General features: G+C 60.1%; 17 protein-coding genes. 6 read left to right on the forward strand and 11 right to left on the reverse strand.

The annotated features are described in order from the left end of the window. Nucleotides 1–78 precede the first annotated feature (78 nt). The 8 genes from purU to NPS29_RS06835 all read right to left on the reverse strand — a co-directional run bounded on the left by purU (nucleotide 79) and on the right by NPS29_RS06835 (nucleotide 10,257). The gene (gene purU, locus NPS29_RS06800) at nucleotides 79–936 is read right to left on the reverse strand and encodes a formyltetrahydrofolate deformylase (RefSeq protein ID WP_274131561.1); all 858 of its coding nucleotides are present in this window, start codon (nucleotides 934–936) and stop codon (nucleotides 79–81) included. A gap of 163 nt (nucleotides 937–1,099) precedes the next feature. Continuing rightward, nucleotides 1,100–1,732 (reverse strand): sarcosine oxidase subunit gamma, encoded by a 633-nt coding sequence (locus tag NPS29_RS06805; RefSeq protein WP_274131562.1) that lies wholly within the window; start codon nucleotides 1,730–1,732, stop codon nucleotides 1,100–1,102. A 156-nt stretch (nucleotides 1,733–1,888) separates the two neighbouring features. After that, nucleotides 1,889–4,909, reverse strand: a complete 3,021-nt coding sequence (locus NPS29_RS06810) for a sarcosine oxidase subunit alpha (RefSeq protein ID WP_274131563.1) — start codon at nucleotides 4,907–4,909, stop codon at nucleotides 1,889–1,891. Beyond that, nucleotides 4,906–5,220, reverse strand: coding sequence for a sarcosine oxidase subunit delta (locus NPS29_RS06815; protein ID WP_166595674.1), 315 nt, complete (start codon nucleotides 5,218–5,220; stop codon nucleotides 4,906–4,908). The genes NPS29_RS06810 and NPS29_RS06815 overlap by 4 nt, the downstream gene beginning before the upstream one ends. A gap of 14 nt (nucleotides 5,221–5,234) precedes the next feature. Next, nucleotides 5,235–6,485, reverse strand: a complete 1,251-nt coding sequence (locus NPS29_RS06820) for a sarcosine oxidase subunit beta family protein (RefSeq protein WP_062385335.1) — start codon at nucleotides 6,483–6,485, stop codon at nucleotides 5,235–5,237. A 15-nt stretch (nucleotides 6,486–6,500) separates the two neighbouring features. Continuing rightward, on the reverse strand, nucleotides 6,501–7,754 hold the full coding sequence (gene glyA, locus NPS29_RS06825; RefSeq protein WP_274131564.1) for a serine hydroxymethyltransferase: 1,254 nt from the start codon (nucleotides 7,752–7,754) through the stop codon (nucleotides 6,501–6,503). Nucleotides 7,755–8,083: 329 nt separating this feature from the next. Further along, on the reverse strand, nucleotides 8,084–9,301 hold the full coding sequence (gene alaC, locus NPS29_RS06830; RefSeq protein WP_274131565.1) for an alanine transaminase: 1,218 nt from the start codon (nucleotides 9,299–9,301) through the stop codon (nucleotides 8,084–8,086). A 212-nt stretch (nucleotides 9,302–9,513) separates the two neighbouring features. Further along, the gene (locus NPS29_RS06835) at nucleotides 9,514–10,257 is read right to left on the reverse strand and encodes a TraX family protein (protein ID WP_274131566.1); all 744 of its coding nucleotides are present in this window, start codon (nucleotides 10,255–10,257) and stop codon (nucleotides 9,514–9,516) included. A gap of 97 nt (nucleotides 10,258–10,354) precedes the next feature. Here NPS29_RS06835 and NPS29_RS06840 point away from each other — a divergent pair, with 97 nt between their 5' ends. Beyond that, complete coding sequence (locus NPS29_RS06840) at nucleotides 10,355–11,395, forward strand: low specificity L-threonine aldolase (RefSeq protein WP_274131567.1); 1,041 nt, start codon at nucleotides 10,355–10,357, stop codon at nucleotides 11,393–11,395. 133 nt (nucleotides 11,396–11,528) lie between these two features. On the opposite strand, the gene NPS29_RS06845 is transcribed toward NPS29_RS06840, so the two are convergent. Continuing rightward, nucleotides 11,529–11,831 carry a cell division protein ZapA gene (locus NPS29_RS06845; protein WP_274131568.1) on the reverse strand — a complete coding sequence of 101 codons (303 nt, stop codon included), beginning with the start codon at nucleotides 11,829–11,831 and terminating at the stop codon, nucleotides 11,529–11,531. After that, nucleotides 11,828–12,061 carry a hypothetical protein gene (locus NPS29_RS06850; protein ID WP_274131569.1) on the reverse strand — a complete coding sequence of 78 codons (234 nt, stop codon included), beginning with the start codon at nucleotides 12,059–12,061 and terminating at the stop codon, nucleotides 11,828–11,830. The genes NPS29_RS06845 and NPS29_RS06850 overlap by 4 nt, the downstream gene beginning before the upstream one ends. A gap of 318 nt (nucleotides 12,062–12,379) precedes the next feature. Here NPS29_RS06850 and NPS29_RS06855 point away from each other — a divergent pair, with 318 nt between their 5' ends. Further along, a complete protein-coding gene (locus NPS29_RS06855) occupies nucleotides 12,380–14,005 on the forward strand; it encodes a methyl-accepting chemotaxis protein (RefSeq protein WP_274131570.1) in 1,626 nt (541 codons plus the stop codon). Nucleotides 14,006–14,214: 209 nt separating this feature from the next. Further along, on the forward strand, nucleotides 14,215–15,198 hold the full coding sequence (locus NPS29_RS06860) for an Abi family protein (protein ID WP_274131571.1): 984 nt from the start codon (nucleotides 14,215–14,217) through the stop codon (nucleotides 15,196–15,198). 84 nt (nucleotides 15,199–15,282) lie between these two features. On the opposite strand, the gene gbcB is transcribed toward NPS29_RS06860, so the two are convergent. Then, nucleotides 15,283–16,383: a glycine-betaine demethylase subunit GbcB gene (gbcB, locus tag NPS29_RS06865; protein ID WP_274131572.1), complete on the reverse strand. Its 1,101-nt coding sequence runs from the start codon at nucleotides 16,381–16,383 to the stop codon at nucleotides 15,283–15,285. Between the two features lie 332 nt (nucleotides 16,384–16,715). On the opposite strand from gbcB, the gene gbcA reads away from it, so the two are divergent. The 3 genes from gbcA (at nucleotide 16,716) to NPS29_RS06880 (ending at nucleotide 19,570) form a co-directional block, all read left to right on the forward strand. Next, the gene (gene gbcA / locus NPS29_RS06870) at nucleotides 16,716–18,014 is read left to right on the forward strand and encodes a glycine-betaine demethylase subunit GbcA (RefSeq protein WP_274131573.1); all 1,299 of its coding nucleotides are present in this window, start codon (nucleotides 16,716–16,718) and stop codon (nucleotides 18,012–18,014) included. Nucleotides 18,015–18,860: 846 nt separating this feature from the next. Beyond that, complete coding sequence (locus NPS29_RS06875; RefSeq protein WP_274131574.1) at nucleotides 18,861–19,055, forward strand: hypothetical protein; 195 nt, start codon at nucleotides 18,861–18,863, stop codon at nucleotides 19,053–19,055. Further along, nucleotides 19,052–19,570, forward strand: coding sequence for a hypothetical protein (locus NPS29_RS06880; protein WP_274131575.1), 519 nt, complete (start codon nucleotides 19,052–19,054; stop codon nucleotides 19,568–19,570). The genes NPS29_RS06875 and NPS29_RS06880 overlap by 4 nt, the downstream gene beginning before the upstream one ends. Nucleotides 19,571–19,680: the final 110 nt, after the last annotated feature.

Here is a 19,680-nt window from a genome sequence, read left to right on the forward strand (position 1 = left end):
CGCGAGCAAGCTCACTCCTACAGGGGATCGCATAACCTGTAGGAGTGAGCTTGCTCGCGATCCGCGAAGCGGCCCGAGCTACAGGACGACAGTCCTGTTGGCGTTGAGGAACACCCGCCGTTCAATGTGATACCCCACCGCTCGCGCCAGCGTCAGGCCTTCGATGTCGCGGCCTTTGGCGATCAGGTCCTCGGGGTAGTGACTGTGGTCCACCACCTCGACGCCCTGGGCGATGATCGGGCCTTCGTCCAGATCGTTGTTGATGTAATGCGCCGTCGCACCGACCAGCTTCACGCCCTTGTTGTAGGCCTGGTGGTACGGCTTGGCACCCTTGAAGCCCGGCAGCAGCGAGTGATGGATGTTGATCGCCTTGCCGTCGAGCTTGCGGCACAGCTCCGGCGACAGCACCTGCATGTAACGGGCAAGTACCACAAGCTCCGCACCGGACTCCTCGATCACGTTCCACACCTTCGCTTCCTGCGCCGGCTTGTCGTTGGGGTCGAGGGGGAAATGGTAGTAGGGAATTTCGTGCCAGCGAGCCAGCGGTTCGAGATCGGGGTGGTTGGACACCACTGCGACCACGTCCATGGCCAGTTGGTTGATGCGCTGACGGTACAGAAGGTCGTTCAGGCAGTGATCGGCCTTGGAGACCATGATGACCACTTTTGGCCGATAGTTCGGCGCTGTCAGCTCGAAGTTCATGCCAAAGCTTTCGGCACGCTCGCTCAGGCCTGCGCGGAACGACGCCTCGTCGAAACCGTCGGGCTGACGGAATTCGACGCGAATGAAAAAGCGGCTGGACAGCCGGTCATCGAACGAGTGGTGCTCGGTGACGTAGCAGCCCTGCTCGAACAGAAACCGCGTCACCGCATCCACCGTGCCCAGCACGCTGGGGCAGTCGGCGGTCAGAATCCAGGTATCGGGGGCGCGGCTCATGGGGTGTTGCTCCTGTTCAATCAATTTCTGCAGAAAAATGCAGATTCCCTGTGGGAGCGGGCTTGCCCGCGAAGGCGGTAATACAAACTCCGGATCTCTGGTGTCTGTAATACCGCCTTCGCGAGCAAGCTCGCTCCCACAGGTGTGACGGGTTCGCCCCGAATCAGGCTGCGATCCCGAGGCCGTACTCGGCGCTGGCATCCTGCAGCCACAACCACCAGTAATCGGCGAAGCTGCGGCGGATCAGCAGTTCCCAGGTTTCTTCACCGGTACGGCGGATCACCAGTTGCGATTTGGCGAAGACGGTGCCGACGGCCTTGCCCACGGGGAAGTTGCTTGGGTGTACGTCGTAGCTGGTGGATTTCATCAGCACGTCGCGCACGTTCGGCCCGGTCAGTTCCAGAATCGACTGGCCGCCGGATACGTTGACCACCTGGATGTGCAGGCCGGCCAACGCTTCACGCAGCTTCTGCTCGACGGCGAATTCTTCGCCGGTCGGGACGATCAGCAGCCACTCGTCCGGGCCCATCCACTGGATCGAACTGTCGCCGCTGGAGACCAGCGTCAACGCGGCAGGCAGTTCCATGCCCAGCGCCTTGTGAACACCGGCGGCAAACGCCGGATCATGGGCATCGCCACGAATGGTCAGGTGGCCCAGCAGTTTTTTCTCGCGCAGCACCACACCCGGGTTGGTGCGGCCCTTGCCGACCAGGCTTTTCAGATCGGCGTGAAACAGAGGCGACTCGACTTTGGCGTCGGTCGTTGGCCGCTGTTGGTAAACGTTGGCTGTGGTCATAGAGCACCTGTGTTGAATTCTGTTGTATCGGTGAACACGGCCCCTGTAGGAGTGAGCTTGCTCGCGATTGCGGTGTGTCAGTCACCCCAAATGGGTCTGGTCTGACGTCATCGCGAGCAAGCTCACTCCTACAGGGATCTCAACAAGCTCGCAGGCTTACTCCACGTTCTGCCGGTCACCCTTCGGATCGAAGAACACCGAGGAAACGATTTCCGCCTCGATCACGCTGCCATCCGCCTGCGGCGAGAACACACGTTCGCCCATGCGCTTCAGACCGCCCTTGACCACGCCCATGGCGAACGAGTAACCCAGCGAGTTCGCTGCGTAGCTCGAGGTCACGTGACCGACCATGGTCATCGGGATCGATTGCTTCGGATCAAATACCAGTTGCGCACCTTCCGGCAGCCACTTGTTCGGATCGACCGGCTTGAGGCCGACCAGTTGCTTGCGATCTTCACGCACGCAGTCTTCACGGCTCATGCCACGCTGGCCGATCCACGAGAACGGTTTGGTGCGACCGACACACCAGCCCATGTTCAGGTCGTCCGGGGTCATCGAGCCGTCAGTGTCCTGGCCGACGATGATGAAGCCCTTCTCGGCCCGCAGTACGTGCATGGTTTCGGTGCCGTACGGGGTCAGGTTGTATTTCTTGCCCGCCTCGGCGATTTTTTCCAGAACACCCATGGCGTAGTCGGCCTGGATGTTCACTTCGTAGGAAAGCTCACCGGTGAAGGAAATCCGGAACACGCGAGCCGGTACGCCACCGACCAGACCTTCTTTCCAGGTCATGAACGGGAAGGCTTCACGATCCAGGTCGATGTCGGTCACTTCGCTGAGCAGCTTGCGGCTGTTCGGGCCCGACAGGGTCAAGGTCGCGTAGTGGTCGGTCACGGAGGTGAAGTACACCTTCAGATCCGGCCATTCGGTCTGCTGATAGATCTCCAGCCATTGCAGCACGCGTGCAGCGCCGCCAGTGGTGGTGGTCATGATGAAGTGGTTGTCGGCGACGCAGGCGGTTACACCGTCGTCGAAGACCATGCCGTCTTCTTTACACATCAGGCCGTAGCGCGCCTTGCCCACATCCAGCTTGGTCCAGGCGTTGGTGTAGATGCGGTTCAGGAACTCCCGTGCATCCGGGCCCTGGATGTCGATCTTGCCCAGGGTCGAGGCGTCCAGCAGGCCGACGCTGTCGCGCACGGCTTTGCATTCGCGGCGCACGGCTGCGTGGATGTCTTCACCGGCTTTCGGGAAGTACCAAGGACGTTTCCACTGACCGACGTCTTCGAATTCGGCGCCGTTCTTGACGTGCCAGGCGTGCAGCGCGGTGAAGCGCACAGGCTCGAAGATGTGACCGCAGTGACGACCGGCTACCGCGCCGAAGGTCACCGGCGTGTAGTTCGGGCGGAACATGGTGGTGCCCATCTCAGGGATGGTGACGTTCAGCGAGCGGGCCGCGATGGCCAGACCGTTGACGTTGCCCAGCTTGCCCTGATCGGTGCCAAAGCCCAGCGCGGTGTAGCGTTTTACGTGTTCGACCGACTCGAAGCCTTCGCGGGTCGCCAGTTCGATGGCGGCAGCGGTGACGTCGTTCTGCAGGTCGACAAATTGTTTCGGCGCGCGGGAAGTGCCCTTCTCGTGCGGCACCTGGAACATCGCCAGGGTGGCTTCTTCCACGCGGCTCAGAGCCTTTGGAATAACGCCTTCCACAGGCTGGAAGCCGGCTTCGGACGCTGCCCGAACACCGCCTTCGAAACCGTCGGCCAATGCGTCGCCCAGTGGGTATACGCCGTTGATGCCGCCGACGCACACGCGTTTCTGAGGCGCTTCACCCGGTACGAAACCGAGGATGTCTTCACGCCAGACCGGCTTGCCGCCCAAGTGGGACGCCAGGTGAACGATCGGGCTGTAACCGCCGGAACTGGCAACCAGGTCGCAGTCCAGCCACTCGCCATTGCTGGTGACTTTGTGTGCACGCACGTCGATAGCCGCTACACGGGCACCGGTGACGCGCTTGCTGCCGCGGGCTTCGATGACCGCGCTGCCGGTCAGGATGCGAATGCCTTTGGCACGCGCTTCTTCAACCAGCGCACCACGTGGGTTGTGGCGTGCATCGGCCACGGCCACCACTTGCAGGCCGGCATCGAGCCAGTCCAGCGCAACGCGGTAGGCGTAGTCGTTGTTGGTGGACAGCACCAGCTTCTTGCCCGGTGCCACGCCGTAACGGCGAACGTAAGTCGAAACGGCACCGGCCAGCATGTTGCCCGGTACGTCGTTGTTGCCGTAGACCAGCGGACGCTCGTGAGTACCAGTCGCCAGCACCACACGATTGGCGCGGACACGGTGCATGCGCTGACGCACCTGGCCGATTGGCGCGCGGTCGCCGAGGTGATCGGTCAGACGCTCGTGGATGGTCAGGAAGTTGTGGTCGTGGTAGCCGTTCACAGTGGCGCGTGGCAGCAGCACAACGTTCTTCAAGCCTTTGAGCTCGGCAACGACGGTGGCTACCCACTCAGCGGCGGGCTTGCCGTCCAGGCTTTCGCGGGAGTCGAGCAGGCTGCCGCCGAACTCTTCCTGTTCGTCAGCCACGATCACGCGGGCGCCGCTGCGCGCAGCTGCCAGTGCCGCCGCCAGACCCGCAGGGCCTGCGCCGACCACCAGCACGTCGGCGTGGTGGTTCATGTTGTCGTAGGTGTCCGGATCGTTCTCGGTCGGCGAGCGACCAAGACCTGCGGCCTTGCGAATGTACTTCTCGTAGGTCATCCAGAACGATTGCGGGTACATGAAGGTTTTGTAGTAGAAGCCCGGTGGCATCAGCTTGCCGCCGACCTTGCCGAGAATCCCCATCATGTCGGTGTTCACGCTCGGCCAGCCGTTGGTGCTGGTGGCGACCAGGCCCGAGTACAGCGCCTGTTGCGTGGCGCGCACGTTCGGGATCTGGGTGGCTTCGGTCGCGCCGATCTGCAGTACCGCGTTCGGCTCTTCGGAGCCTGCCGCGAAGATGCCGCGAGGACGCGAGTATTTGAAGCTGCGGCCGATGATGTCGACGCCGTTGGCCAGCAGGGCTGCGGCCAGGGTGTCGCCTTCAAAGCCCTGGTAGGTCTGGCCGTTGAAGCTGAAGTTCAGGACCTTGCTGCGGTCGATGCGGCCGCCATTGGGCAGACGATTGGACTGGCTCATGCTTTGTCTCCCTTCCCGACGGCTGGAACCGGGTTCACGAACTGCGGTTTGGTGCCAATCAGATAGGTCTCGAGAATTTCGTAAGTCACGGTGTCACGCGTGGCGTTGAAGTACTGACGGCAACCGGCAGCGTGAATCCACAGCTCGTGGTGCAGACCGCGCGGGTTGTCGCGGAAGAACATGTAGTCGCCCCACTGCTCGTCGGTGCAGGCAGCCGGGTCCAGTGGACGCGGAATGTGAGCCTGACCCGAACCGTGGAATTCCTCTTCGGAGCGCAGTTCGCCACAGTGAGGACAGAAGATGTGCAACATAGGAAATTCTCCTGTTAGTGGGCGACCGCGGCAGCGCCGTGTTCGTCGATGAGTGCGCCGTTGTGGAAACGGTCGATGGAAAACGGTTTGGCCAACGGGTGCATTTCGCCTTTCGCCAGACTCGCCGCGAAAACGTTGCCCGAGCCAGGTGTAGCCTTGAAGCCACCGGTACCCCAACCGCAGTTGAAGAACATGTTCGGAACTGGCGTCTTGGAGATGATCGGGCAAGCGTCCGGCGTGGTGTCGACGATGCCGCCCCACTGGCGGTTCATGCGCACGCGGGACAGCACCGGGAACATCTCGACGATGGCCTGGATGGTGTGTTCGATCACCGGGTAGGAACCGCGCTGGCCGTAGCCGACCCAGCCATCGATACCGGCGCCGATCACCAGGTCGCCCTTGTCGGACTGGCTGATGTAGCCGTGAACGGCGTTGGACATGATGACGCTGTCGATGATTGGCTTGATCGGCTCGGATACCAGTGCTTGCAGCGGGTGCGACTCGACCGGCAGGCGGAAGCCCGCGAGCTTGGCCATGTGGCCGGAGTTACCGGCAGTCACCACACCGACACGCTTGGCGCCGATGAAGCCCTTGTTGGTTTCAACGCCGATGCACACGCCGTTTTCCTTGCGGAAACCCGTGACTTCAGTCTGCTGGATCAGGTCAACGCCCAGGGCGTCAGCGGCGCGGGCAAAGCCCCAGGCCACGGCGTCGTGACGCGCTACACCACCGCGACGTTGAACGGTCGCGCCGATGATCGGGTAACGGGTGTTCTTCGAGCAGTCCAGGTACGGGATTTCTTCGGCTACCTGCTTGCCGTTGAGCAGTTCGCCATCGACGCCGTTCAGGCGGTTGGCGCTGACACGACGCTCGGAATCACGCATGTCCTGCAGGGTGTGGCACAGGTTGTACACACCGCGCTGGGAAAACATGACGTTGTAGTTCAGGTCCTGGGACAGGCCTTCCCACAGTTTCATCGCGTGTTCGTACAGGTGGGCCGATTCGTCCCACAGGTAGTTGGAGCGCACGATGGTGGTGTTACGGGCGGTGTTGCCGCCGCCCAGCCAGCCTTTCTCGACCACGGCCACGTTGGTGATGCCGTGCTCCTTGGCCAGGTAGTAGGCAGTCGCCAGACCGTGACCGCCACCGCCAACGATGACCACGTCGTAGACCTTCTTAGGGGTCGGCGTGCGCCACATGCGCTGCCAGTTTTCGTGGTGGCTGAGGGAGTGTTTGAAGAGGCCGAAGCCCGAATAGTGTTGCATAGTGCTACTCCTGACTCAGCGGTAAACCGGGAAATCGGCGCACAGGGCGGCAACCTGGCTGGCAACATTGGCCTCGACATCGGCATCGCCGAGGTTGTCGAGAATGTCGCAGATCCAGCCAGCCAGCGTCGTGCATTGAGCGACTTTGAAACCGCGGGTGGTGACGGCCGGGGTGCCGATACGCAGGCCCGAGGTCACGAATGGCGATTGTGGGTCGTTCGGTACGGCGTTCTTGTTCACGGTGATGTGCGAACGGCCCAGAGCGGCGTCGGCATCCTTACCAGTCAGGCCCTGACGGATCAGGCTGACCAGGAACAAATGGTTGTCGGTACCGCCGGACACCACGTCGTAGCCGCGGTCGATGAACACCTGGGCCATGGCCTGGGCGTTGTCGATCACTTGCTGTTGGTAAGCCTTGAAACCTGGCTCCATCGCTTCCTTGAAGCACACGGCCTTGCCTGCGATGACGTGCATCAGCGGGCCGCCCTGAGCGCCGGGGAATACGGCAGCGTTCAGTTTCTTTTCGATTTCTTCGTTGGACTTGGCCAGGATCAGGCCACCACGTGGACCGCGCAGGGTCTTGTGGGTGGTGGTGGTGACCACGTCGGCGTACGGCAGCGGGTTCGGGTACAGGCCCGCAGCAACCAGACCGGCCACGTGGGCCATGTCGACGAACAGCAGCGCGCCTACTTTGTCAGCAATGGCGCGGAAGCGTGGGAAATCCAGAGTCTTGGAGTAAGCCGAGAAGCCGGCAACGATCATCTTAGGCTTGTGCTCTACCGCCAGGCGCTCGACTTCGTCGTAGTCGATCAGGCCGGTGGTGGTGTCGATGCCGTACTGAACAGCGTTGTAGAGCTTGCCCGAGGACGACACTTTGGCGCCGTGGGTCAGGTGGCCACCGTGGGCCAGGCTCATGCCCAGAATGGTGTCGCCGGCTTGCAGCAGGGCCAGGTAAACGGCGCTGTTGGCCGAGGAACCGGAGTGCGGCTGCACGTTGGCGTAATCGGCGCCGAACAGTTGCTTGGCGCGGTCGATGGCCAGTTGCTCGACCTTGTCGACGTGCTCGCAGCCACCGTAGTAGCGCTTGCCCGGGTAGCCTTCGGCGTATTTGTTGGTCAGGCCGCTGCCCTGCGCCTGCATGACGCGCTTGCTGGTGTAGTTTTCCGAGGCGATCAGCTCGATGTGATCTTCCTGACGTTGGTCTTCGGCATTCATCGCTGCCAACAGTGCATCGTCATAACCCTGGATCTGGTCTTGCTTGCTGAACATCGCGGTTCTCCCAGCGGCGGCGCGGCGCCTGATTGTCAGTAGGACTTGTGGACTGTCCTTTGAAAGCGATGGTAGGGCCGACGCAGACAGGCTAGATGCCTACGCACGCCACGCAAAGGCGCGTTTACGACATGGTTTTGCAGGGAGGGGGAAATGCCGGGTTTGACATGACACCTGTAGGACCGCGCTTGCCCGCGAAAACGTTGTATCAGGCGGGTTCTACGCCTCTGACACACCGCCATCGCGGGCAAGCGCGCTCCTACGCAGGGATGTGTTGAAACAAAAATCCCCGGTCAATGCCGGGGATTTTAGAGTGACGAATGTCGCAATCAGACAGATTTGCCAGGCAACAACCCATCCGCCCGGAACATCCCGCGAATCCCGCGCACCGCCTGACGAATACGATCCTGGTTCTCGATCAGGGCGAAACGCACATGATCGTCGCCGTATTCGCCAAAACCGACACCCGGTGACACACAGACCTTGGCCTCGGCCAGCAGCTTCTTGGCGAACTCCAGCGAGCCCAAGTGGGCGTACGCCTCAGGGATCTTGGCCCAGACGTACATCGAGGCTTTGGGGTTTTCGACCATCCAGCCCAGTTCATGCAGGCCTTTTACTAGCACGTTGCGGCGCTGGCGGTATTGCTCGGCGATGTCGAGCACGCACTGCTGGTCGCCTTCCAGCGCGGCAATGGCAGCGACTTGCAGCGGGGTGAAGGTGCCGTAGTCGTGGTAGCTCTTGATCCGCGCCAGTGCGTTGACCAGCTCGGGATTGCCGACCATGAAGCCGATCCGCCAGCCCGCCATGTTGTAGCTCTTGGACAGGGTGAAGAACTCCACCGCGATGTCCTTGGCGCCCGGCACCTGCATGATCGAGGGGGCTTTCCAGCCGTCGTAGACGATGTCGGCGTAGGCCAGGTCGTGAACCACCAGCACGTCGTACTGTTTGGCCAGCGCGACGACGCGCTCGAAGAAGTCCAGTTCGACGCACTGGGCGGTCGGGTTGGACGGAAAGCCCAGGATCATCATCTTAGGCTTGGGGATCGAGCCGCGAATGGCTTTTTCCAGTTCGGCGAAGAAGTCCACGCCCGGAATCAGCGGCACCGAACGCACCTGCGCCCCGGCAATCACTGCGCCGTAGATGTGGATCGGGTAACTGGGATTGGGCACCAGCACTGTGTCGCCCTGATCGAGGGTGGCGAGCATCAGATGCGCCAGGCCCTCTTTCGAGCCGATGGTGACGATGGCTTCGGTTTCGGGGTCGATGTCGACCTCGTAACGTTTTTTGTACCAACTGGAGATCGCCCGACGCAGACGCGGGATGCCACGCGAAGTCGAGTAGCCGTGAGTGTCTTCACGTTGGGCGACGGTGACCAGTTTTTCGACGATGTGCGGCGGCGTTGCCCCATCGGGGTTGCCCATGCTCAGGTCGATGATGTCTTCACCACGACGACGAGCGGCCATTTTCAGCTCGGCAGTGATGTTGAACACGTAAGGGGGGAGTCGATCGATGCGCGCAAAGCGGCGCGGCGAACCTTGGTCTGCCATGGAGGCCTCTAGAAGACGTAAGCGCCCGGAACCGTCCGAGCGACGTTGGCCACTGCGGTGGCCTGGTGCGGAAGATAAGGGTGGGGACGGCGGTTTGTCTACAGTGTTTTTTCAACACCACAGCGCCCTGTAGGAGTGAGCTTGCTCGCGATAGCGGCGTGTCAGACACACCTATGTTGGTTGACACACCATAATCGCGAGCAAGCTCACTCCTACAGGATCTGTGAGCGCAGGACGTACAACACCAGAAAATGCACCGGATAAATCAGGTAGGCCCATTTACGCATCGGCCATACCCCGAACCCAGGCTTGCTGCGCAGCAGCGCCAGTCCCAACCAGGGTCCGAGCAGACAAGCGACCAGCGCGCCGATTGAGATAGGGTCACCCCAGAGCATGCCGTCGATGATCCTGGACCACTCATTACTCAACAGGCAGACGATCCCCGGCACCACCGCCAACCACAACGAACCGCGCAACACCAACACAAAAGCGGCCGGCAACAGGACCCCGAACGCGCCGAACATCCAATGCGGCGCAAACGCGACACCCAGTCCCAGCGCGACGATGCCCATGGCTCGCACCGACCACGAACGAGCGACCGCCCCCTGCGCCACCAGCAACCCCAGCACCAGGGTCGCCAGCACGTTGAGCGTGGTCACCTCACCTGCCATGTACAGGCGATAAGGCAGTTCGGCAATCAGCGAAAACACCGCAAGCCACGCCAGATATTTCCAGCTCACACCGGCCTGAGGGGCGCGATCCATGCCGCGCCGCACGTTCACCGCGATCGCCAGGCAAAACCACGCGAACGCCAGACGTCCCGGCACGTACAGCCAATCTGCAGACCAGCCGACGTAACGCAAGTGGTCCAGCAGCATGCTCAGCATCGCCAGCCACTTGAGCAGGTCCAGTGCCCGGTCACGCAAAGGGCGGGTACTCGCCGTGGTCTCGCTCATGTCCTCACTCATCTGATGAATTTTCTGACGCAAGAATGCATGACCAAACCATGGAATGTTCGTTACAGTCGCAGCCTTCGACTACAGGGAACCGGCCATGTCAGACCAAAGCCAGCAGTTTGCCAGCGACAACTATTCGGGAATCTGCCCGGAAGCCTGGGCGGCCATGGAACAAGCGAACCACGGCCATCAACGCGCCTATGGCGATGACCAGTGGACAGCACGCGCCGCCGATCAATTCCGTCAGTTGTTCGAAACCGATTGCGAAGTGTTCTTCGCCTTCAACGGCACGGCGGCCAACTCCCTGGCCCTGTCGTCGTTGTGCCAGAGCTACCACAGCGTCATCTGCTCCGAAACCGCCCACGTCGAGACCGACGAATGCGGCGCGCCGGAGTTCTTCTCAAACGGCTCCAAGCTGCTGACCGCACGCAGCGAGAACGGCAAGCTGACGCCCGAATCGATCCGCGAAGTGGCGCTCAAGCGTGCCGACATCCATTACCCCAAACCGCGGGTCGTGACCCTGACCCAGGCGACCGAAGTGGGCAGCGTCTACCTGCCTGAAGAACTCAAGGCCATCAGCGACACCTGCAAGGAACTGGGCCTGAACCTGCACATGGACGGCGCCCGCTTCGCCAACGCCTGTGCGTACCTGGGTTGCACACCGGCGGAGTTGACCTGGAAGGCCGGCATCGATGTGCTGTGCTTTGGCGGCACGAAAAACGGCATGGCGGTGGGTGAAGCGATCCTGTTCTTCAACCACAAGCTGGCCGAAGACTTCGACTACCGCTGCAAGCAGGCAGGGCAACTGGCGTCGAAAATGCGCTTCCTTTCGGCGCCGTGGGTCGGCCTGCTGGAAAACGACGCCTGGCTCAAACATGCCCGCCACGCCAACAGCTGCGCGCAGTTGCTGGCCGAACTGGTGAAGGATATTCCGGGGGTCGACCTGATGTTCCCGGTGCAGGCCAACGGCGTGTTCCTGCAACTGTCGGAAGCGGCGATTGCGGCACTGACCGCAAAGGGCTGGCGGTTCTACACCTTCATCGGCAGCGGCGGCGCACGGTTCATGTGCTCCTGGGACACCGAAGAAGCCCGCGTGCGCGAGCTGGCAGCGGATATCCGCCTGGTGATGGGCGCCTGAGAACAGCAAATAACAACTGTGGGAGCGGGCTCGCCCGCGAAGACGGAATTTCAGCCGCTGAATATGCTGCGGCTGTTACGACCTCTTCGCGGGCGAGCCCGCTCCCACAGAGCCATTGTGATCGGCAGGATGTTCACCCCTGCGCAATCACCTTCTCGATCACCTCGACCGTCGCATTGACCTTTTCCTCGTAAACGCTCAGCTCTGCGGCATGCTGCTGTTTGAGTTCGATCTGCTTCGAGCACAGGTTCAGCGCCGCCAGCACCAGCAGGCGGTCGCCGATCAGGGTCGGGTAGCTGCGCTTGGTCTCGGACAATGCCGCCTTGAGCATGACCACGGCATCCATCAAGGTCTGCTCCTGACCCTCGGGTGCCTTGATCGTGTAATCGTTGCCCAGAATGGAAATGACCTTGGTGGTGTCGCGGTCGATAATCATGCGCCGACCGCGCTGACGCTGGTGGCACGGTCAACCAGCGCCTGAATGCGGGCTGCGGTAGCGCCTTGCTTTTCTTCCTGCTCCAGCAGGCTCAACTGCAGGCTGTCGTTGTCATCCCTGGCCTTTCGCAACTCGTCAGTGAGTTGCGCGTTCGAGTTCTGCAATTCCTGGTTCTGCTGCACCAGGTCTGCAACGAGCTTTTCCAACTGGCTTAGGGATGCTTCCAACATTTTGATTTCTCAGGCAAATTTCAAGGGCGCGTACGATAAAGAAAAGAGACTTCGGCTACCAGTGAAATCAGGGCATTTACGCCACAACACCGACCTTGCAAGCACTTCGTTCACTTCAACGGCACAAACGCATAACGGACCTGATTGACTGCGTTTTGGCCGTCTTGTTCCTGCTGTTCGTCAGATCGGCCCCCTGCGACACAAGCGCACAGGTATGGACCAACGGGTTCAAGTCTGGGAAGACGCGACCGATAAGTCATGCATCTCTGACCATTCTCCCCCTCGCCTCGCATGGATTGCGGCCTTTCTGGAACCGTCATGTCCCTACGTAATATGAACATCGCGCCCCGCGCATTCCTCGGTTTTTCCATCATCGGCTTGTTGATGCTGGTTCTGGGTGTCTTCGCTCTGATGCAAATGAGCAAGATCAACGACGCCACCGAAACCATGGCCACCAACAGCATGCCCAGCATCAAGTCGCTGGACAAACTGACCGAAGGCAGCATTCGCCTGCGCGTGCTGTCGTACCGCCTGATGCTCAATCGCGAGCCTGAAACCCTGGCCAAGACCGTCGAACTGCTGGCCATGCGCAACAGGCAGATCGAAGAAGCTCGCGCCATCTACGTCAAGCTGATCGCAGCGCCCGAGGAGCAGGCCGCCTACGACCAGTACGTCAGGCTGCTCAACGAGTACCGCGGGCTCGAAGACCGCATGAAGTCCCTGAGTAACGCCAACAAGCTGGACGAACTGGCAACCCTGCTCGGCGCTGACCTGCAAACCAACTCCGACCAGATGAACACCGTCCTCGGCAAGCTGGTAGAGATCAACACCCAGCAGCTAAACGACACCAACAAGATGGCGTCGGACCAGTACTCGACCGCCTTCACCATGGTCGTGACCCTGCTCATCATTGCCACTGCACTGACCCTGCTGTTCGCCTGGCTGCTGACCAACAGCATTACCCGTCCGATTGCAGCGGCACTGAACGCTGCCGAAGAAATTGCCGAAGGCGACCTGACCCGCACCATCCAGGTCGATGGCACCGACGAAGCTGGCCGACTGCTGACCGCCATGCTGAAAATGCAGTCCAAGCTGCGCGACACGCTGCAACGCATTTCCGGATCCGCCACCCAGTTGGCCTCGGCCGCAGAAGAACTGAACGCGGTGACCGACGAAAGCGCCCGGGGCCTGTCGCAGCAGAACAACGAGATCGAACAGGCAGCGACTGCGGTCAACGAAATGACTAGCGCCGTCGAAGAAGTGGCACGCAACGCCGTGAGCACGTCCGAAGCCTCGCAGAATGCCACCACCTCGGCCAGCGATGGTCGTGACCTGGTTCAGGAAACCGTCAGCGCCATCGAGCGCATGAGCGGCGACGTGCAAAGCACCGCGACCCTGATCGGCAACCTCGCCGATGAATCCCGCGACATCGGCAAGGTGCTGGACGTGATCCGCGGCCTGGCCGACCAGACCAACCTGCTGGCCCTCAACGCTGCCATCGAAGCGGCGCGCGCGGGTGAAGCCGGCCGTGGCTTTGCCGTGGTCGCCGACGAAGTTCGCGCCCTGGCGCACCGCACCCAGCAGTCGACCAGCGAGATCGAGCGCATGATCGGCAGCATTCAGGGTGGCACCGAGCAAGCCGTGAACTCCATGCGCAGCAGCACCGAACGCGCAGAATCCACCCTGAGCATCGCCAAAGGCGCGGGTCTTGCGCTGGATACCATTAACAACGCGGTGGTGGAAATCAACGAACGCAACCTGGTCATTGCCAGCGCTGCGGAAGAACAGGCCCAAGTGGCCCGCGAAGTGGACCGCAACCTGGTCAACATCCGTGACCTGTCGACCCAGTCGGCCACCGGTGCCAACCAGACCAGCGCAGCGAGCAATGAGCTGTCGCGCCTGGCGGTGGATTTGAACGGGATGGTGGCGCGCTTCCGTTTGTGAATGGGTTCCAAATCCAGAAAGGGAATGCTGCTCATCGCGGCATTCCTGACCTCTGGAACCAAGGAAGCCACCGTTACAATTTGCTGAAACCTCAAAGTTGACCTCCTTACGGAGGCCCATATAATCCAGCGCAACACACCCGCCAAGCCTAGGTTGACCTGGTCAGCACGCTCAAATCGCGCGGGTTTTTTTTGCCTGGAGAAAATGGCATGAGGCCATTCGATAAACCCGCCCTCAGCGTAGATCAGCAACTGGAACTGCTGAAGAAGCGCGGCCTGCACATCGCGAATGAAAAAAAGGCGATGTCTTTGCTGGAGGTGGTCACGCTGTTCCGGCTCAGTCCATACATGCGTCCATTTCAGGAAACACGCCCTGACCACGCGTTCAAGCCTGGTTCAAGCTTGAAAGATATCGTGGAGGTCTATCGCTTCGACTCTTCATTACGCAGCCTCGTCATGGAGGCAATAGAAAAAGTCGAAGTGGCCGTGCGCGCAGCCATCAACAACCATTTAAGTCCCAGGCTCGGTTCAGGCTGGATAGCCGACCCGAAGTCGTTTCAGTCATCCTATGCTCATGGCGAGCTCTTGCGCCCACTGCGGCTTAAGCTCGCCGACGAGGCAAGAAAGCTGGAGCGCGAACGCGTCCGAAACCGGCGCAACGAACTCTCTGAGCAGGCGACTCAACAACACATGGAGAACCGCGCTCGCGATAACTACTTCCGCTTTTATGGCGCAACCTATAGTGCGCCGCAGCTGCCGCCTGCGTGGGCAATGCTTGAGGAAATGAGCCTTGGGACGGTCTCGACCCTTTTCAGGGCCCTCGCCAGAAGCCGCGACAAGAAAGCCATCGCATCGCGGTTCAAACTGCCTTTTGAAGTACTGCAGTCTTGGTTGCACACGCTGACGTTCATCCGCAACTGCTGCGCCCATCACTCACGCCTGTGGAACAGAGAGCTGCCCGTTCGCCCGTCACTGCCCAAAAGCTGGGCGCTATTGGCGGCTTGCCACAACCAGCCTCAGCCATCACAGCGGCTGTACGTGGTATTCACCATGCTTGCTTACCTGACGGATCTGATCAGCCCGGATACTCAGTGGAAGGCCCGAGCACTGAAGATGCTGAGAGATCAGGACGCCTCAAAACTGAGGCCGATGGGATTCCCGGTTGGTTGGTCAGCCCAGGAACAGTGGAATTAGGTCCGTGGCATGGAACAGTCCGACTTACCGGCGGCAGCGCCTTCGAAATCGCCACCGCCGGCAAGCCATGCTGCTACACGCTTATCAATACTCGATCCGCACATCCCCTTTCGGCACGCTGCAGCACGACAGGATGTAACCCTCTTCCACGTCGTCGTCGGTGATCCCGCCGTTGTGCTCCATCTCCACCTCCCCGCTCAGCTTCATCACCTTGCAGGTCCCGCAGATCCCCATGCCGCAGGCTTTCGGAATCATCAGGCCAAGCTTGGCTGCAGCGGCGTGAACGGTTTCGCCCGGCGCCACGCGGATGCTCTTGCCGGTGTCGGTGAATTCCACCTGATGCAACTCGGCAACGTCGATTTCCGGTGCGTCGGCGGCCTGCTCGGCATGCTCCACGGCGTCTGCACGAGCCTCCGGAGGCGTCGCGCCGAAAGATTCCTCGTGGTACTGCGCCATGTTGAAACCGTTGGCTTCCAGCAGGCGCTTGACCGCGTTCATGTACGGCGTCGGGCCGCAGCAGAACACCTCACGCTCCATGAAGTCCGGCGCCATAAGCTCAAGCATCTTCTGGTTCAGGTAACCGCGATAACCCGCCCACGGCTCACCCAGACCATGCTTCTCGCACACGATGTGCAGCGAGAAGTTGTTGATGCGCGACGCCATCTGCTCCAGCTCGCGGTGATAGATGATGTCCTTGGGCGAACGTGAGCTGTGGACGAACACCATGTCGACGTTGGCGTTGGTGTCGTAGTACCAGCGCGCCATGGACATCACCGGCGTGATACCGACACCGCCGCTGAGGTACAGAATCTTCGGGTTCGGGAAGTCGATGGCGTTGAACAAACCCACCGGCCCGTGCACGGCCAGCTCCTGGCCTTCGTGAAGGGTGTCGTGCAGCCAGTTGGACACCTTGCCGCCCGGCACACGCTTGATGGTGATCGAGAAGCTGTATGGCACCGATGGCGAGCTGGAAATGGTGTAGGAGCGCATGGTCGGCACGCCGTCGATTTCCAGCTCCAGGGTGACGAACTGACCCGGCTTGAAAAAGAACAGGATCGGCTGATCGGCCATGAAGCAAAAGGTGCGCACGTCCCAGGTTTCCTGGATCACTTTTACGACCCGCACAAGGTGGCGGCCATTGGCCCAAGTCTGCGTGTTGACCGGGCTGAGGAAACTCTGGGACATACTCACTCTCCACGGCCGACTGTCGGCCTCTTATGGTGGCGATTCTGCGTAACGCGAGAACGGCCTATTTACCTATCAGCGACATTCACATACTTATGGCGACCAGGCCCGGTCTATAGGGGTTGCGTAGTCGTCAACGGAATCGGCCATGTCGCCCATGGATAAGGTTCACGTCGCGCCCCACTCCACACTCGCGGCTAAATCGATACACATTTTTTACTCATAAAGCCTGAGCGACAGAAAATACCGTCGCCTCGCGTGCCAGACACACAACACAACCGTAATTGGCCACATTCGTAGACCGCTGAAATCGCGGTCTGAGGACTTGAAAGATGGACGTCACCGCAACTCTGAGCCTGGGCGATCCGCTGGAACCCGCACGCAAGGCAACCGCCGAAATGCTGCAGACTCGTGAGCGTACTTATTCGCTGCCGCAGCCTTTCTACAGCGATGAGCGGCTGTTTGAAATCGACATGCAGGAAATCTTTCAAAAGGAATGGCTGATCGCGGGCATGACCTGCGAGATTCCGGCCAAGGGCAACTTCATGACCCTGCAGATCGGCAAGAACCCGATCCTGGTCGTACGCTCGCCAGATGGCACGGTCAACGCGTTCCACAACGTCTGCCGCCATCGCGGCTCGCGTCTGTGTACCAAGGAAAAAGGCAAGGTCGCCAAACTGGTGTGCCCATACCACCAGTGGACCTACGAGCTCGACGGCCGCCTGCTGTACGCGGGTACCGAAATGGGCGCTGACTTCGACATGAAGGAATTCAGCCTCAAGCCTGTGCACTGCAAGGTGTCCGGCGGCTACATCTTCATCAGCCTGGCGACCAATCCGCCGGCCATCGACGAGTTCCTGCAGACCCTGAACCACTACATGGAACCGTACGACATGGAAAACACCAAGGTGGCGGTGCAAACCACCTTGATGGAAAAGGCCAACTGGAAGCTGGTGCTGGAAAACAACCGCGAGTGCTACCACTGCAACGGTTCTCACCCTGAACTGCTGAACACCCTGCTGGAGTGGGACGACACCAACGATCCCCGCGCCGACCAGAAATTCAAGGATCACGTCGCCGAATCGGCCGCGGCGTGGGAAGCCGAAAAGATTCCCTACCTGCACAAGAGCTTCGGCCTGCGTAACCGCATCGTGCGCATGCCACTGCTCAAAGGCACCGTGTCCATGACCATGGACGGCAAGCAAGGCAGCAAGAAGCTCATGGGCCGCATCCAGAACCCGGACCTGGGCTCGATGCGCATCCTGCACCTGCCGCACTCCTGGAACCACTGCATGGGCGACCACGTGATCGTGTTCACCGTGTGGCCGATCAGCGCCCAGGAAACCATGGTCACCACCAAGTGGCTGGTGCACAAGGACGCTGTCGAAGGCGTGGACTACGACGTTGCCCGCCTGCGCGAAGTCTGGGACGCCACCAACGACCAGGACCGTCGCCTGGCCGAAGAAAACCAGCGCGGCATCAACTCCGTCGCCTACCAGCCAGGCCCGTACTCGAAAACCTACGAGTTCGGCGTGGTCAACTTCATCGACTGGTACAGCGCCAAGCTCCTGGAGAACATGGGCGCTGAGCCTGCGCCGTATCTGAAAGGTGTGGCGGTCAACCACGAGTAAGGTCCAACTGCAGCGCTTGTTCCAACGTCATCGCGGGCAAGCGCGCTCCTGCAGAAATCGAACTGTAGGAGCGCGCTTGCCCGCGATGCGTTTGTGAGCTGAAATCCGAATATTGGTCAGAAAACGCTCAACCCTGCTCCACACCACCCCCGCCGCCCCTCTGCAGCATCCACAAACAACTTATCCACAGCACAACCCACAGCAATTGTGGGGAAGTCGAATTTCGCCTGTGTAAAAAGTCAGAAAAAACCGTGACTTATTTCTCCTGGCGTGGGCTGGAAATGGCTGATCAATATTTGAACAAAGCTCTGTAAGCCACGATTATAGCGGGATGCAGAAGAGCGCAAACACCTTATCCACAGAACCGCCAACAGAGAATGTGCGCAACTCGTCAAGATACGCGAGCATCTGTGGAAAAGCTTATGTCGCGCCGAAATTCAGGCTCATACGATGCACATTCGTCAGAGAAACGTTGCACTGATCAAAATTTGAACAAATCTTTGAAAGCCCCGGTTTACCTTGCTCTCAGAGGAAAGCGAACATCTTATCCACACAGCCGCGCACAGAGAATGTGGGCAAAAAATCTGAGTCTGGACCAGGTGCTGTGGAGAAAAAGCCTTTAGAAACCGCTAGATAGGATGGTTGTTTTTTGATCGATCGTTTGTAAGCCACGCCGTACGTGGCTCGCACCAATGGCCGAACAGTTTATCCACAGGTGGATCAACAGCGATTGTGGGTATGTGGATTGATTGAAGGGCAGAAGATTCGGAAGCGTCTGACATCGTTGCAAATCCAAGGACCGTAAACTCCCGCTAGCACAACTCTCCTGACTGGAAGGATTCAATCATGAAAAGCAGAGCCCACTTCTCACGAGACGTCGTCTTGAGAGCCAATGCCCAACTGATCGAGCACGGAGGCCGCCCTGCAAAGCTTCCACGAGAGCTGTTGGGTGTCGTCACCTTCCGCCCCAGAACCATCGATGAGATCAACACCGCCTTTGCCACTGCGTACGCAAGGCTGCGCGAGACTGAGTTTGCATGACCAAAGCGAACTACAACCATATCTATAACGCGTTGGTCGCGGACGATAACGACATCGTTGGCAAGCTCGCCTATTCGCAATACAAGCGTCAGAAAATCGAATACATCCTGGCATTCAAGGAAAAGCACGGAGAACTCCCGAAAGACGCCGACCTTGCCGCGTTCCACGATATGAGCAACAACGTGTCAGTTCTTGAGAGCTACCGGAGCCAGGCAGCGCAGCTGGCGGTGGATTTTCTGAAAGCATCTCTCGCTGATGAAACAAGGGAGATGGAAGACATGTACGCCGCAAAAGCCAGCCACGAGATACGATCCGCGCGACCTGGCTTCTGGACTGGCGTATCACAGAGCGTCATTGGCTCGGCATGCTTCATCATGCTGCTTGGCTGCCTTGTCTTCTTCACCTGGAGCTTGAAACAAGGGCCTCGTCAGGTCATCGAGCAAGTATTCGACGTGATGATTGTCGATGCTGCCACCACTCGGTCGGCGATGGAGACAGATGACCCAAAGTCTTGAACGGGAGATACACCCAGTTCCCACATCGCCTCACGGCGTGCCGACGATAGCGATGTCGAGAACGCCCCCGCCGGCAAGCCATGCTGCTACGGGGGATGGGGGTTGTCATT

Origin of the sequence: Pseudomonas putida (assembly GCF_028682175.1) — a bacterium.
In the GTDB taxonomy this organism is placed as follows: Bacteria; Pseudomonadota; Gammaproteobacteria; order Pseudomonadales; family Pseudomonadaceae; genus Aquipseudomonas; species Aquipseudomonas putida_AD.

Bases quoted from the DNA above. Each gene is read 5' to 3' on its own strand.
- purU (WP_274131561.1), bottom strand. From the start codon at position 936: ATGAGCCGCGCCCCCGATACCTGGATTCTGACCGCCGACTGCCCCAGC.
- NPS29_RS06805 (WP_274131562.1), bottom strand. From the start codon at position 1,732: ATGACCACAGCCAACGTTTACCAACAGCGGCCAACGACCGACGCCAAA.
- NPS29_RS06810 (WP_274131563.1), bottom strand. From the start codon at position 4,909: ATGAGCCAGTCCAATCGTCTGCCCAATGGCGGCCGCATCGACCGCAGC.
- NPS29_RS06815 (WP_166595674.1), bottom strand. From the start codon at position 5,220: ATGTTGCACATCTTCTGTCCTCACTGTGGCGAACTGCGCTCCGAAGAG.
- NPS29_RS06820 (WP_062385335.1), bottom strand. From the start codon at position 6,485: ATGCAACACTATTCGGGCTTCGGCCTCTTCAAACACTCCCTCAGCCAC.
- glyA (WP_274131564.1), bottom strand. From the start codon at position 7,754: ATGTTCAGCAAGCAAGACCAGATCCAGGGTTATGACGATGCACTGTTG.
- alaC (WP_274131565.1), bottom strand. From the start codon at position 9,301: ATGGCAGACCAAGGTTCGCCGCGCCGCTTTGCGCGCATCGATCGACTC.
- NPS29_RS06835 (WP_274131566.1), bottom strand. From the start codon at position 10,257: ATGAGCGAGACCACGGCGAGTACCCGCCCTTTGCGTGACCGGGCACTG.
- NPS29_RS06840 (WP_274131567.1), top strand. From the start codon at position 10,355: ATGTCAGACCAAAGCCAGCAGTTTGCCAGCGACAACTATTCGGGAATC.
- NPS29_RS06845 (WP_274131568.1), bottom strand. From the start codon at position 11,831: ATGATTATCGACCGCGACACCACCAAGGTCATTTCCATTCTGGGCAAC.
- NPS29_RS06850 (WP_274131569.1), bottom strand. From the start codon at position 12,061: ATGTTGGAAGCATCCCTAAGCCAGTTGGAAAAGCTCGTTGCAGACCTG.
- NPS29_RS06855 (WP_274131570.1), top strand. From the start codon at position 12,380: ATGTCCCTACGTAATATGAACATCGCGCCCCGCGCATTCCTCGGTTTT.
- NPS29_RS06860 (WP_274131571.1), top strand. From the start codon at position 14,215: ATGAGGCCATTCGATAAACCCGCCCTCAGCGTAGATCAGCAACTGGAA.
- gbcB (WP_274131572.1), bottom strand. From the start codon at position 16,383: ATGTCCCAGAGTTTCCTCAGCCCGGTCAACACGCAGACTTGGGCCAAT.
- gbcA (WP_274131573.1), top strand. From the start codon at position 16,716: ATGGACGTCACCGCAACTCTGAGCCTGGGCGATCCGCTGGAACCCGCA.
- NPS29_RS06875 (WP_274131574.1), top strand. From the start codon at position 18,861: ATGAAAAGCAGAGCCCACTTCTCACGAGACGTCGTCTTGAGAGCCAAT.
- NPS29_RS06880 (WP_274131575.1), top strand. From the start codon at position 19,052: ATGACCAAAGCGAACTACAACCATATCTATAACGCGTTGGTCGCGGAC.